Source organism: Polaromonas sp. YR568, assembly GCF_943371715.1.
Taxonomy (GTDB): Bacteria; Pseudomonadota; Gammaproteobacteria; order Burkholderiales; family Burkholderiaceae_C; genus Polaromonas.
Genome location: NZ_CALRVW010000010.1, coordinates 68,821 through 81,422, shown reverse-complemented (window position 1 = coordinate 81,422; position 12,602 = coordinate 68,821). Strand labels below are relative to the sequence as shown.

13 protein-coding genes are annotated in these 12,602 nt (G+C 67.9%); 10 read left to right on the top strand and 3 right to left on the bottom strand.

Annotated features, from left to right (window positions below; genetic code table 11):
• Positions 1-411 precede the first annotated feature (411 nt).
• Positions 412-1,311: a thioredoxin gene (gene trxA, locus AAG813_RS09560; protein WP_341914384.1), complete on the bottom strand. Its 900-nt coding sequence runs from the start codon at positions 1,309-1,311 to the stop codon at positions 412-414.
• Positions 1,312-1,470: 159 nt separating this feature from the next.
• Here trxA and purE point away from each other — a divergent pair, with 159 nt between their 5' ends.
• From purE to AAG813_RS09535, 5 genes are all read left to right on the top strand, one after another.
• On the top strand, positions 1,471-1,980 hold the full coding sequence (gene purE, locus AAG813_RS09555) for a 5-(carboxyamino)imidazole ribonucleotide mutase (protein ID WP_341914272.1): 510 nt from the start codon (positions 1,471-1,473) through the stop codon (positions 1,978-1,980).
• Positions 1,977-3,197 (top strand): 5-(carboxyamino)imidazole ribonucleotide synthase, encoded by a 1,221-nt coding sequence (locus AAG813_RS09550; protein ID WP_341914270.1) that lies wholly within the window; start codon positions 1,977-1,979, stop codon positions 3,195-3,197. The genes purE and AAG813_RS09550 overlap by 4 nt, the downstream gene beginning before the upstream one ends.
• Positions 3,194-4,189, top strand: coding sequence for an L-threonylcarbamoyladenylate synthase (locus AAG813_RS09545; RefSeq protein WP_341914268.1), 996 nt, complete (start codon positions 3,194-3,196; stop codon positions 4,187-4,189). Before AAG813_RS09550 ends, AAG813_RS09545 begins: the two co-directional genes overlap by 4 nt.
• A gap of 29 nt (positions 4,190-4,218) precedes the next feature.
• The gene (locus AAG813_RS09540; RefSeq protein WP_341914266.1) at positions 4,219-4,458 is read left to right on the top strand and encodes a hypothetical protein; all 240 of its coding nucleotides are present in this window, start codon (positions 4,219-4,221) and stop codon (positions 4,456-4,458) included.
• 172 nt (positions 4,459-4,630) lie between these two features.
• Positions 4,631-5,476, top strand: coding sequence for an ATP-binding protein (locus AAG813_RS09535; RefSeq protein WP_341914264.1), 846 nt, complete (start codon positions 4,631-4,633; stop codon positions 5,474-5,476).
• 486 nt (positions 5,477-5,962) lie between these two features.
• Here AAG813_RS09535 and dacB read toward each other — a convergent pair whose 3' ends face one another.
• A complete protein-coding gene (gene dacB / locus AAG813_RS09530) occupies positions 5,963-7,459 on the bottom strand; it encodes a D-alanyl-D-alanine carboxypeptidase/D-alanyl-D-alanine-endopeptidase (protein ID WP_341914262.1) in 1,497 nt (498 codons plus the stop codon).
• 54 nt (positions 7,460-7,513) lie between these two features.
• On the opposite strand from dacB, the gene AAG813_RS09525 reads away from it, so the two are divergent.
• From AAG813_RS09525 to AAG813_RS09510, 4 genes are read left to right on the top strand one after another with little or no spacing between them, the layout of a single operon-like run.
• Positions 7,514-8,533 carry a DMT family transporter gene (locus AAG813_RS09525; protein WP_341914260.1) on the top strand — a complete coding sequence of 340 codons (1,020 nt, stop codon included), beginning with the start codon at positions 7,514-7,516 and terminating at the stop codon, positions 8,531-8,533.
• Positions 8,534-8,549: 16 nt separating this feature from the next.
• Positions 8,550-9,278 carry a tRNA (adenosine(37)-N6)-threonylcarbamoyltransferase complex dimerization subunit type 1 TsaB gene (tsaB, locus tag AAG813_RS09520; RefSeq protein WP_341914257.1) on the top strand — a complete coding sequence of 243 codons (729 nt, stop codon included), beginning with the start codon at positions 8,550-8,552 and terminating at the stop codon, positions 9,276-9,278.
• 6 nt (positions 9,279-9,284) lie between these two features.
• Positions 9,285-9,785, top strand: coding sequence for a ribosomal protein S18-alanine N-acetyltransferase (rimI, locus tag AAG813_RS09515; RefSeq protein WP_341914255.1), 501 nt, complete (start codon positions 9,285-9,287; stop codon positions 9,783-9,785).
• A 16-nt stretch (positions 9,786-9,801) separates the two neighbouring features.
• Positions 9,802-10,695, top strand: coding sequence for a uracil-DNA glycosylase (locus AAG813_RS09510; RefSeq protein WP_341914382.1), 894 nt, complete (start codon positions 9,802-9,804; stop codon positions 10,693-10,695).
• Positions 10,696-10,771: 76 nt separating this feature from the next.
• Here the strand turns inward: AAG813_RS09510 and AAG813_RS09505 are convergent, their stop codons facing one another.
• Complete coding sequence (locus tag AAG813_RS09505) at positions 10,772-11,665, bottom strand: DMT family transporter (protein WP_341914253.1); 894 nt, start codon at positions 11,663-11,665, stop codon at positions 10,772-10,774.
• A gap of 85 nt (positions 11,666-11,750) precedes the next feature.
• Here AAG813_RS09505 and pyrF point away from each other — a divergent pair, with 85 nt between their 5' ends.
• A complete protein-coding gene (pyrF, locus tag AAG813_RS09500) occupies positions 11,751-12,575 on the top strand; it encodes an orotidine-5'-phosphate decarboxylase (protein WP_341914251.1) in 825 nt (274 codons plus the stop codon).
• Positions 12,576-12,602: the final 27 nt, after the last annotated feature.

The following is a 12,602-nucleotide window of genomic DNA, read 5'->3' as shown; positions in this document are numbered from 1 at the left end:
TTCTTTGTCTCGCCAAAGAAAAGTACCCAAAAGAAAGGCGACCCGATGGTCTGGGTCCCTCCGCTTTGCTCCGGGCAACCTGCGGTGCTCGCCGAAAGTGGGGTCGAGCTCGAACTCGCCTTCGGCTCAGACAATCGCTCGCCCTGATCCGTTTTCGGCTGCGCTCCTCGGCCCAGCCCGACGGGCGGTGGATGAAAGCGGGAGCGGATTCGGGGAGACGATGACGCGCTTTGCGCGTCATCGTCGGAGTACGGGACCGTCATGTTTGCACGCAAGAGCAGCACACGCGGCCAAATGAAGTCCCCCTTCATCGCCCAGCGGGGCGAGGGAGGGGCTAGGGGTGGGAGTGGGGAGTCCGTCCTACTGTCCAGGGCAGACCCCAGGCGCAGCGTGATGCCGCAAAGAAATAAATCAGCTCAGCACCACACTGCTCAACCGCCGCCGGTAAGTGGCCACGGTCGGATCATCCGGCGGAATCTGGCCGTCGGCGACCTTGACCTTGGGCGGCTCGATGATGTCGAGGATGGATACAAAGGTCTTGCGTGCCAGTTCCCCGTTCCAGGACTTGTCGCGCATCAGGATTTCCAGCAACTCGTCCATCGCCGGCACCCAGCGCTGCTGGCTCATGTGGAGCTGCGCCAGCGCGAAACGGGCTTCGAAATCCCGCTTGTTGGCCGCAAGCTTGGCATCAAATCCGGCTTGAGCGCTTGCCGGGTCTGCGTGAGCAGCTCCTGATTCAATAGCATCAAACCAGTGCTGCAGGGCCTCGAACTTGCGCACCGTCGGCGCCTTGCTGGCCACCGGCGCAAAAGCGGCCTTGGCGTGGTCAACCTGGCCGTGCTGCAGCAGCAGGCGGATGTAGTCAAAGCGGGCGTTGTCGTTGGCCGGGTCGGTCGCGACGGCCGCCTGCAGTTTTTCCAGCACGGCGGCCGGGCTGGTGTCTTCCGGCTCGGCGATTTCTTCTTCGGCGGGTGGTTGTTCTTCGGCCGGCGGCAGGTGTTTGTCGAGAAACTCCTTGACCTTGCCCTCGGGCAGCGCGCCGGCAAAACCGTCGACCGGCTGGCCGTTCATCATCAGGATGCAGGTCGGGATGCTGCGGATGCCGAAGGCGGCGCCGAGTTGCTGCTCCTGGTCGGAGTCGATCTTGACCAGCTTGAAGCGGCCGGCGTAGGCGATCTCGACCTTCTCCAGAATCGGGCCGAGGGATTTGCAGGGCCCGCACCAGGGCGCCCAGAAATCAATCAGCACGGGGGTGGTCATGGAGGCCGCAACGACTTCCTCTTCGAAATTGGCAATGGTGACGTCGATCATGGTGCTGGACACATAGGGGTGGGTGAAGGTGTTTTCAACAGGCACGGCGGTGCCGCGCTGGCACGATAGCATGCGGCGGCCGGCCCGGCGGCCCACCAGCCCGTAAAATCAGCGCTGGCAGCGAACGATGGACCGCACAGCAGGCCTGGAAGGCAACACATGACAACAACGCAAAATCAGAAGCCGCCCCTCGTGGGTGTGGTGATGGGCTCCAGCAGCGACTGGACCACCATGCAGCATGCCGTGCAGATTCTCCAGCAATTCGGCGTGGCGCACGAGGCCCGCGTGGTCTCGGCCCACCGCATGCCCGACGAGCTGTTCGCCTATGCCGAACAGGCCGGCGGGCGCGGTCTGCACGCCATCATTGCCGGTGCCGGCGGCGCCGCGCACCTGCCGGGCATGCTGGCCGCCAAAACCGCGGTGCCGATTCTTGGTGTGCCGGTGGCCAGCAACCACCTGCAGGGGGTCGATTCACTGCACAGCATCGTGCAGATGCCCAAGGGGGTGCCGGTCGCGACGTTCGCCATCGGCAACGCCGGGGCGGCCAACGCCGCCCTGTTCGCCGTGGCCATGCTGGCCCTGCACGACAAGACCCTGGCCGACAAGCTGCAGGCCTTCCGCGCCGAGCAGACCGCCGCTGCGCGCGCCATGACCTTGCCGCCGGCATGAGGCTGCCGATTTTTCCGGGCTCTGTGGATGCTTCGGGCCAGCCTGCGACCCTGGGCGTGATGGGTGGTGGCCAGCTCGGCCGCATGTTTGTGCATGCGGCGCAGCGGCTCGGTTATTTCACCGCGGTGCTCGACCCCGATCCGGCCAGCCCGGCCGGCCGCGTCAGCCACCACCATATCCAGACCGCCTACAGCGACGCGAATGGGTTGAAGCAGCTGGCCGCGCTGTGTGCCGCCATCACCACCGAATTTGAAAACGTCCCGGCCGACGCGTTGCAGATCCTGGCCGCGACCCGGCCGGTTGCGCCGGGTGCGGCGGCCGTCGCGATTGCGCAAAACCGCATCGAGGAAAAAGCCCATTTCACGGCCAGCGCCGGCGTGGCGGGGGTGACCTGCGCGCCGTACGCCGTGATCGAAACAGCGGCGCAGCTGGCCGCCGTGCCGCCCGACCTGCTGCCCGGCATCCTGAAAACCGCACGCATGGGCTACGACGGCAAGGGCCAGGTGCGTGTCGCCAACATGGCCGAACTCGCGGTGGCCTGGGCCGGGTTGAAGGGCGTGTCCTGCGTGCTGGAAAAGCTGTTGCCGCTGAAGGCCGAGTGTTCGGTCATCGTGGCACGCGGCTGGGATGGCGCCATCACCGGTTTTGCGCCACAGTACAACGTGCATGTGGCCGGCATCCTCGCGGTCACCGCGGCTTATGAGGGAAACATGCCGCCAGCCCTTGCACAGCGGGCGCGTGCAGCTACTGAATCCATAGCAAATCACATCGGTTACGTCGGCGTGTTGTGCGTGGAGTTTTTTGTGATCGACGACGGCAGCGCCGACGGCGCGCTGGTGGTCAACGAAATGGCGCCGCGGCCGCACAACAGCGGCCACTACACGATGGACGCCTGCGACGTTTCGCAGTTCGACCTGCAGGTCCACGCCATGGCCGGCTTGCCGCTGCCGCTGCCGCGCCAGCATTCGCCGGCCATCATGCTCAACCTGCTGGGTGACCTGTGGTTCAATGCCGCGGGCCGGCCGCAGGCGCCCGACTGGCAGGCCGTGCTGGCTTTGCCAGGCACACATTTGCACCTGTACGGCAAGCTCGAAGCGCGCGCCGGCCGCAAGATGGGCCACCTCACCATCACCGGTGCCGACAGCGCCGGTGTCCGCGCGGTCGCGCGCCAGGCTGCGCAGCTGCTGGGTCTTCCCGGCCTGGACGCCTTGGCATGATTCGCGACGGCACCGACCCGGCGGCCCTTCTGGAAGCCGCGCGCGTGATCCGCGCCGGCGGCCTGGTCGGTTTTCCCACGGAAACGGTGTATGGCCTGGGCGCCGATGCGTCGAGTGACAGCGCCGTCGCCGGCATCTTCGCCGCCAAGGGCCGGCCCAGCGACCACCCCTTGATCGTGCATGTGGCGGAGGCCGCGCAGGTGCTTGATTACGCCAGCAGCGTGCCGCCGTTTGCCGAACGCCTGATGCAGGCCTTCTGGCCCGGGCCGCTGACGGTGATCCTGCCGCGCAAGCCGGGCGTGGCCGCCGCTGCCGCCGGCGGGCAGGACTCCATCGGACTGCGCTGCCCCTCACACCCGGTGGCGCTGGCCTTTTTGCAGGCCTGCGCCACCGGGGTGGCCGGCCCCAGTGCCAACCGTTTTGGCCGCGTCAGCCCGACCACCGCGAGCCATGTGGCCGAAGAATTCGGCGACAGCCTGCTGGTGCTGGACGGCGGCCCCTGCGCGGTCGGCATCGAGTCCAGCATCGTCGACTGCACGCGCGGCCGTCCGGTGCTGCTGCGCCCCGGTTTGCTGACACGCGCGCAGCTCGAAGCCGCCTGCGGCGAGCCGGTGCTCGATCAGGATGAATGGCAGCAGGAAGAAGCTCGGCTGGGCGACGCACCACGGGCATCCGGCACACTGGCCTCGCACTACGCGCCCAACGCCCGGGTGCGCCTGATGGATGCCGGTGCGATCCAGACCGCACTCGACCTGCTCGGCGCGGAGGCCGCACACATCGCCGTGTATGCCCGCAGCATCGTGCGCATCCCCTCGGTGCGGGTGCTGTACCGCCGCATGCCCGACGATGCCGCTGCCACCGCGCAGCAGCTGTTCGCCGTGCTGCGCGATTTCGACACCCAGGGCGTCAAGCTGATCTGGATTGAAAACCTGCCGGCCGACCCGGCCTGGGATGGCGTCCGTGACCGGCTGCAGCGCGCCGCCGCGAGCTGATGCTTGTTGCGGCAAGAACGGCCTGGCCCATGTCCGCTTCACCAAGACCCCGAAGCCTCCGAAACCGCCTGGCCTGGTTCGTCGCGTGCCTGTCGGCAGGCGCCGCCGCCGGCATGGTGGGCACCTGGTTCACCGACAACCCGTATTGGTTTCTCGCCATTCCGGCGGCGCTGGCTGTCGGGTGGCTTTTTGTGGCCAACCCGGACGAGTGCAGCCCGCCTGCCACGCGCCGTGCCGGCAGGGCGCCGGGCGACAAAGATGCGCCCTGAGCCGGCGCCGGTTTCCCGCCCCCTCGCGGGGCCGCTGCTTGACGCCCGGGCCCGGCACCATGCATAGTGGCCCATTCACCCGCTGTTATCCAGGGACACCGATGACCTTCTCACTTTCCACAACGTGCACCCGCCGCCCGGATGCAGCGACCCCTCCAGCACAAGGCCTGTCATGACCCAGCCCCCCGAACCCGTCGCCGTCAGCGCCGTGCCCGCCATGGCCGCGCTGCTGCAGAAAATACGTGATGGCAACGATGTGGCCGCGGCCGAACAGGAAATCCTGCGCATCACCGGCCTTCTCGAAGACGAGCTGAACCAGCGCAGTGCCCAGGTGGTGGCTGCCAACAAGGAACTGGAAAACTTTTCCTATTCGGTCTCGCACGACCTGCGCGCGCCGCTGAGCACCATCGACGGTTTCAGCCGGCTGCTCGAGGGCGCCGTGGCCAAGGGCAATGCGGAACGCAGCACGCACTACCTCCAGCGCATCCGCCTGGGCGTGGGCAACATCAACGAGCTGATCGCCGCGTTGCTGGCCGTCTCGCGCCTGCTGCGCGCGCCCCTGGCGCTGCAGGCGGTGGACCTGGGCGCGCTGGCCCGGGCCGCGTTTGCAGCGATGCAGGAGGCCGACCCCGGGCGGGCGGCCGACATCCGTGTGCAGCCGGCGCTGGTGGCACAGGGCGATCCGGCGCTGCTCAAGCAACTGGTCGATCACCTGGCCGGCAACGCCTGGAAATTCACCTCAAAAAAGGCACACGCCGTGATTGCTGTCGGCAGCCAGGCCGGGCCGGACGGCGAGACGGTTTATTTCTTCAGGGACAACGGCGCGGGTTTCGACATGGCCCATGCCGAAAAACTCTTCGGCATTTTCCAGCGCATGCATGTGAGTTCGGATTTTCCCGGCATTGGTGCCGGGTTGAGCACGGTGCAACGTGTCGTCATGCGGCATGGCGGGCGGGTCTGGGCGGAGGCCGAGCCTGAGCAGGGCGCGACGATCTACTTCACCTTGCCAGGGGCCTGAAGGCTTGCGGATTCTCTCCGCAGTCAGTGCTTATGCCGGCGCTTGCTGGCCGGGGGTTGCCCGGCGGCAAGTAACTTTCTTTTGCGTCGCCAAAAGAAAGTCACCAAAGAAAAGGCGACCCGATGGTCTGGGCCCCTCCGCTTCGCTGCGGGCAACCTCCGGTGCTCGCCGAGAGCGGGGTCGAGCTCGAACTCGCCTTCGGCTCAGACAATCGCTCGCCCTGATCCGCTTTCGGCTGCGCTCCTCGGCCCAGCCCGACGGGTGGGGGAAACAATTGCGGGTTCGGGGAGACATGACGCGCGAAGCGCGTCATGTCGAAACCAAGAGGCGGTCATGTATGCACGCGGGTGCAGCACACGCGGCCAAATGAAGTCCCCCGCCATCGCCCAGCGGGGCGAGGGAGGGGATAGGGGTGGGAGTGGGGAGTCGCGCCTACTGTCCAAGGCAGGCCGTAGCCGCAGCGTGATGCAACAACCCAACGCGGCGTTACCGTTCCTGCACCGCCCACTGGATCAGCGCATCGAGCGCGGGCCGTGCCGCGACCGCATTCGGATGGTTGACCATGCCCACCACGATGTAACGCGCGCCGCTCGCGCCGTTGGCATAACCGGCCACGGCCGTCACATCGCGCAGCGAGCCGGTTTTCATGAAGGCCTGCCCGGTAACCGCGGTGGCGCGGCTGCGCATGGTGGCGTCCACGCCGGCGATCGGCAGGGAGTCGAGCAGGTCCTGCGCGACGCGTCCCTGCGCGGCGACCTGCAGCATGGCCGCCAGGCTGGCGGCGCTGATGCGTTCGACGCGGCTCAGGCCCGAGCCGTTGTCCATCACCGGGGCCTCCTGCCGCGGCAGGAGTTTTTTCCACCAGGCCGCCAGCGCGGCACGGCCGGTTTCGGGCGTGCCCTGCGGGTGCTCGCCCGGCTGGGCCTTGCGCCCCAGCGTGAGGAACAGGTGCTGGGCCATCACGTTGTTGGAGAACTTGTTGACGTCGCGCACGATGTCGCGCAGCGGCAGCGAGGGTGCGTCCAGGCGCAGCGGCGCTTTTTCACCTGACAGCGTGCCGCGGGCGCGCAGCATGGCCAGCTCGGCCGGTGTGGCGTCGCGCGCGCTGCCTGTCAGCAGCCCGCCCAGTGCGCGCCACGAGCCTTCGATGGCGCGCGCCGCAAAGGTGGCGGGCTCGGCATAAGCCGTCGGCCAGAGGCGTTCACCGCAGGCCGACGAGTAGCTGCCGGCGAACTGGATGCGGTCGGGGCTGTGCACGCTGGCGCGCAGCTCGCTGCGCCAGTCGCCGCAGCGGCTCACGCGGGCCAGCGGCACCGTCTCATCGACGAGCAGGCCGGCCATGGGTGGTTCGGTCTGCACCCGCGCGTGGCCATTGGTGAGGTCGGGCGTGAAGCGCATCACCAGTGACTTGAAGTTGATCAGCAGGGCATCAGGCCGCGCGTTGTAGGGCCGCAGCGGTTCGCCGTCAAACTCGCCGGCGTCCGCTGCCGGCACCAGGAAGGCGCTGCGGTCCAGCACGATGTCGCCGCGTATCACCTTCACGCCGCTGGCCTGCACCTGCCCCAGCAGCGCCTGCAGGCGTTCGACCACCAGCTTGGGGTCACCGCCGCCGCGCACCACCAGGTTGCCGTGCAGGATGCCGTCCGACAGGCTGCCGTCCAGCGTCAGCCGGGTGTTCCAGGTGTAGTCGGGCCCGAGCACATCCAGGGCGGCGTACGTGGTCACCAGCTTCATGACCGACGCCGGGTTCATGGGCACCGTGCTGCGGTGCTCCAGGCGCGGCGGCTGCCGGCCCGAGGCGTCCAGCACCAGCAGCGTGACGGCGTCGGGCGGCACCTGCGCACGCACCAGGGCCTTGGCGATGGCGGGTGGCAGCGCCGGTTTGGGGGCGCGCACGGCTTTTTGGGCCAGCACCCAGCCGGGGGCCAGGCCAAGGGCGAGCGCGGCAGCCAGCCGGCAGAACATCAGGGGGGAGGGGAGCATGGCTGATTATCGGCCTTGCCCTGCCAACCCGCCGCTTGCCCGGATAATCGACCCATGCGTTTTTCTCCCAAGACGGTCGGCGTGCTTGCCGCCATCGTGACCGTCGCCATCTGGACCTCCTTCATCGTGATTGCCCGCGCCACCGCGCACCGCAGCCTCACGCCGCTGGACATCAGCCTGCTGCGTTTCACCGGCGCGGCGCTGGTGCTGCTGCCTTGGGGTGCCTGGCTGGTCTGGCGCCGCGCGCGCGACAGCCGCCCGGCTCTGGCGCCACCGAGCTGGCTGGGCCTGTCGCCGCTGGGCTTTCGGCTCACCGCGTTGATCGGCCTGGTCGGCGGCGTCGGTTACGCCTGCCTGGCCTACAGCGGTTTTTATTTCGCGCCGGCGGCCCATGCCTCGGTGCTGCTGCCCGGCACCCTGCCACTGAGCACCACCCTGATGGCCGTGCTGATCCTGAAAGATCGGGTGACGCGGGTGCGCGCCATCGGCCTGGGCCTGATTTTTCTGGGCGACGTGATGGTGGGCGGCGCCAGTCTGCTGCAGGCTTGGACCGAGGCCGGCAGCCAGGTCTGGAAGGGTGATCTGCTGTTTCTCTGCGCCTCCACCTGCTGGGCCGTGTATTCGGTGCTGGTGCGCAAACACGCGCTGCAGGCGGTGTCCGCCACCATTGCCATCAGCGTGTTTGCCTTCGTGACCTACGTGCCGGTCTACAGCCTGCTGGCGTATTCGGGCGCCATCACCACCCGGCTGGCCAGCGCGCCCTGGAGCGAGATTGTTTTCCAGATGGTGTTCCAGGGCGTGGGGTCAGTCGTGATCTCGGGCATCACCTTCACCAAGATGGTCCAGTCCTTCGGCCCGGTGCGCTCGACCATGATCACGGCGGTCGTGCCCGGCCTGTCGGCGCTGGGCGCGGTGATTTTCCTCGGCGAGCCGCTCTACTGGAACCTGCTTGCCGGGCTGGCGCTGGTGACCCTGGGTATTGTGTTCGGCGTGCGCGTGCAGGCCCAGCGCGTCACCGCGCCCGCTCCTGATTTGATAGCTGGTGGCGCAGACACCCCAAGGGCCAAGGCCTGATTTGATGCATCAACCCATGAAACTCCTGGCTTTTGACACCAGCACCGACAGCATGTCGCTCGCCCTCACCGACGGCGCGCGCACCTGGCAGCACACCGGCCCCGGCGGCGCGCAGGCTTCCAGCACGCTGATTCCGGCGATTCTTGACCTGCTCGGCCAGGCCGGGCTGGCGCTGACCGAGCTGGACGCGCTGGTGTTCGGCCGCGGCCCCGGCTCCTTCACCGGCCTGCGCACGGCGTGTTCGGTGGCGCAGGGCCTGGCGCTGGGCGCGCGCCTGCCGGTGCTGCCGCTGGATACCTTGATGGCGGTCGCCGAAGAGGCCCGCTTCCAGCACGAAGGAGCGCAGGCCGCAGCCCGCCTGCAAGTCACGGCGCTGCTGGATGCGCGCATGGACGAGATGTATGTGCAGCGCTTCGCCTGCGACGCCGGGCGCTGGACCGCGCTGGCCGACTGCACCCTGATCCGCCCGGAACACCTGCCGCTGGATCCGGCGGACAGCCTGCTGGCCGGCAATGTGTTCAGCGTCTACGCGACGCGTCTGCCGGTGTTCCCGGACAGCCTGCCGCGCCTGACCGCCTTGCCGACGGCGGCGGCGATGCTGCGGCTGGCGCCCGCGCTGCTGGCCGCCGGCCACGGCGTGCCGGCCCGCCTGGCGCTGCCGCTGTACGTGCGCGACAAGGTGGCGCTGACCACCGAGGAGCGCGCCCGCGTCAAGGCCGGCATCGCCGCGGCGGCCGGCCGATAATGAGCCATGAGCGCCGTTCTCGAACCCCTCGAAGCCCAGTTCGAACCCATGACCGAGTCGTGGTTCGATGCGGTGCTGCGGGTCGAGCAAAGTGCCTATGCCCATCCGTGGTCACGCGGCAATTTCAGCGATTCGCTCAAGGCCGGTTACCAGGCGCTGGTGCTCACCGGCGGCAGCGGGCCGGGCGCGGAGCTGCTGGGCTATTTTGTGGCCATGAAAGGGGTGGACGAGGTGCACCTGCTCAACATCACGGTGGCGCCGGCGCATCAGCGCCAGGGCTGGGCCCGCGTGATGCTCGATGCGCTGGCGCTCTGGTCGCGCGGCGAGGGCGCGCAGTGGCTGTGGCTGGAAGTGCGCGTGAGCAACGGCCGGGCCAGGGCGGTGTACGAGCGTTACGGCTTTCGCCATGTCGGCACCCGGCGCCAGTATTACCCCGCGGCGAATGCCGCCCGCGAAGATGCCGTCGTCATGAGCATGGCGCTGCAAGCTGGACACAGCGAGCCATGAAGGGGCTGCCGTGAGCCTGGACCTGGACAAGCGCCAGCGCGCCATGCTGCGCGAGATGGGCGTGCGCCTCTGGCAGCCGCCATCGCCACCGCCGGTGGTCGCGGATGATGCTATCAATGCAGTAGCTGTTGACGCTCGTCTTGAAAGGGCTGAAGCACGATTTGATGCCGAGCTTGCACCGGCACGGGGTGCGCCCGCCGCACCGGCGCTGCGCCCGGCACCGGCCCAGGCGCCAGTGTCGCGCCCGGCGCCCGGCCTGCAGCCGCGTCCGGCGGGCGTGGAGCGCATGGACTGGCCCGCCCTGCAGGCTGCGGTGGCCGGCTGCCGCGCCTGCGTCCTGTGCGAAAGCCGCAAGAACACGGTGTTTGGTATCGGACCGGTGGCCGCCGACGGCGCTGCGCCGCAGGTCGACTGGCTCGTTGTCGGCGAGGCGCCCGGCGAAAACGAAGATATCGCTGGCGAGCCTTTTGTCGGCCAGGCCGGCAAGCTGCTCGACAACATGCTGCTGGCCATCGGCCTGCAACGCGGTAATGCCGACACCACCGCGCCGCGGGCAGGTGTCTCGACCAGCGTGTTCATCACCAATGTGCTCAAGTGCCGCCCGCCGGCCAACCGCAACCCCGACCCGGCCGAAGTCGCACAGTGCGAGCCTTACCTGAAACGCCAGGTCGAGCTGCTGCAGCCGAAAATGATTCTGGCGCTGGGCAAATTCGCGGCCCAGTCGCTGCTGCAGGACAGCGTGCCCGAGGTGCAGAAAATCCCGCTCGGCAAGCTGCGCGGGCAGGTGCACAGCTACCTCGGCGTGCCGGTAGTGGTCAGCTACCACCCAGCTTACTTGCTGCGCAGCCTGGGTGACAAGGCCAAGGCCTGGGACGACCTCTGCCTCGCGCAGGCGCAACTGGCGAGTTAGCTGTCATTGCGGGCTTGACCCGCAATCCATGCTGCGATGACCCCTTGCGTTGCGTGATGCCAGCGTGGATCCCGGATCAGGTCCGGGATGACAGGCGGGCGCGCGCGGGCGCCAGCACCGAAGCAATCGCCACCACCATCAGCACCACCGCAGCCCAGTCCTGCCAGTGCAGGACCTCGCCCAGGCCCAGCGCGCCGGTGAATACGCCGAGGATGGGAATCATCATCACGCTCAGGGTGGAGGCGATGGGCGGCAGGCTGCGCGCCAGGAAAAACCAGGCCGCGTGGGCAAAACCGAAAATGATCACGGCGTTGTAGAGAATCGAGGCCCAGCTCACGGCCGATGGCGCTTTCCACTGCGGCATCTCGAAGGCCGCGCTCAGCGCGGTCATCACCACCGCCGTCATCACCGTCATCCAGAAGGAAATCGTCAGGGTGGCCACCGGCATGGTGGTGTTGCGCAGCTTCTGCGTGCCGACGGCCCAGGTGGCTGCGGCCGCCAGCGCGCAGAGCACCCCGATGGGCCGGCCCGACAGGTTGGTCAACTCATGCCATAGCAGCAGCGACACGCCCAGCGCGGCGGCGGCCACACCCAGCCAGCTGCGGCGCTGGAGCTGGTTGCCGAAGAACCAGGCGCCGAACAGCGCCGAAAAAATCGGCATGGTGTAGCCCAGGATGGCAGCCCGCCCGCTGCTGAGGTTTTTCACCGCCAGAATGATCAGCCCGTGCCAGACAAACATGTTGGCAAAGGCCAGCCAGAACAGCTCGCGGTATTTCTCGCGCGGCACAAAAAACGGCACCTTCATCAGCAGCATCGCCGCGCCCAGCACCGGAATGCCCAGCCAGATCGACAGCGCGCGAAAGCTCAGCGGCGGAAAGTCGGCGACACCGACTTTCATGATGGGCCAGTTGATGCCCCAGGCCAGTGTCAGCAAAACCAGCAGGACGAGTTGTTGTCGGCTCAGACGCATGTTTCCCGGTCTCCGTTGTAGCAAGTGGGTTGATTGTCCCGCTTTGGCGCAGAGGGGCGCTTTGGCCACCTTCTTACAATAAGGGATGACCTTTCTCGAGATGCTGGGCGCGGCTGAGCGCCAGAACCAATCGATGCTGTGTGTGGGCCTGGACCCGGAACCGACGAGGTTCCCGGGCAAGCTGAAGGGCGACTCCAACAAGATCTACGACTTCTGCGCGGCCATCGTGGACGCCACGGCCGATCTGACCATCGCCTTCAAGCCGCAGATCGCCTACTTCGCCGCCCACCGCGCCGAAGGCCAGCTCGAACGCCTGATGGAGCATATGCGCCGCGTCGCGCCGCAGGTGCCCATCATCCTGGACGCCAAACGCGGCGACATCGGCAGCACCGCCGAGCAGTACGCGGTCGAGGCCTTCGAGCGCTACGGCGCCGACGCGGTGACGCTCTCGCCCTTCATGGGGTTTGACTCGGTCGCGCCCTATCTCAAGCATGCAGGCAAGGGCGCGTTTTTGCTGTGCCGCACCTCCAACCCCGGCGGCGACGACCTGCAGAACCAGCGCCTGGCCTCCATCGACGGCCAGCCGCTGCTCTACGAACACGTGGCCCGGCTCGCGCAGGGCCCGTGGAACCTCAACGGCCAGCTCGGCCTGGTGGTGGGCGCGACGTACCCGGCGGAGATCGAACGCGTGCGCGCCGTGGCACCCACCCTGCCGCTGCTGATTCCCGGCGTCGGTGCGCAGGGCGGCGACGCGGTGGCGACCGTGAAAGCCGGCTGGCGGCCGGGCGCGCCCATCATCGTGAACTCCTCACGCGCCATCCTTTACGCCTCGTCGGCGGATGATTTTGCCGAAGCGGCGCGGCGCGAAGCGATCAAGACGCGGGACGTGCTGCAGGCTGCGCGGGGCTGAAGCCCCGGCAAGCAGGCCGGGAGCCGA

Bases quoted from the DNA above. Each gene is read 5' to 3' on its own strand.
- AAG813_RS09535 (WP_341914264.1), top strand. From the start codon at position 4,631: ATGACCCAGCCCCCCGAACCCGTCGCCGTCAGCGCCGTGCCCGCCATG.
- AAG813_RS09505 (WP_341914253.1), bottom strand. From the start codon at position 11,665: ATGCGTCTGAGCCGACAACAACTCGTCCTGCTGGTTTTGCTGACACTG.
- tsaB (WP_341914257.1), top strand. From the start codon at position 8,550: ATGAAACTCCTGGCTTTTGACACCAGCACCGACAGCATGTCGCTCGCC.
- rimI (WP_341914255.1), top strand. From the start codon at position 9,285: ATGAGCGCCGTTCTCGAACCCCTCGAAGCCCAGTTCGAACCCATGACC.
- AAG813_RS09540 (WP_341914266.1), top strand. From the start codon at position 4,219: ATGTCCGCTTCACCAAGACCCCGAAGCCTCCGAAACCGCCTGGCCTGG.
- dacB (WP_341914262.1), bottom strand. From the start codon at position 7,459: ATGCTCCCCTCCCCCCTGATGTTCTGCCGGCTGGCTGCCGCGCTCGCC.
- purE (WP_341914272.1), top strand. From the start codon at position 1,471: ATGACAACAACGCAAAATCAGAAGCCGCCCCTCGTGGGTGTGGTGATG.
- trxA (WP_341914384.1), bottom strand. From the start codon at position 1,311: ATGATCGACGTCACCATTGCCAATTTCGAAGAGGAAGTCGTTGCGGCC.
- AAG813_RS09545 (WP_341914268.1), top strand. From the start codon at position 3,194: ATGATTCGCGACGGCACCGACCCGGCGGCCCTTCTGGAAGCCGCGCGC.
- pyrF (WP_341914251.1), top strand. From the start codon at position 11,751: ATGACCTTTCTCGAGATGCTGGGCGCGGCTGAGCGCCAGAACCAATCG.
- AAG813_RS09525 (WP_341914260.1), top strand. From the start codon at position 7,514: ATGCGTTTTTCTCCCAAGACGGTCGGCGTGCTTGCCGCCATCGTGACC.
- AAG813_RS09550 (WP_341914270.1), top strand. From the start codon at position 1,977: ATGAGGCTGCCGATTTTTCCGGGCTCTGTGGATGCTTCGGGCCAGCCT.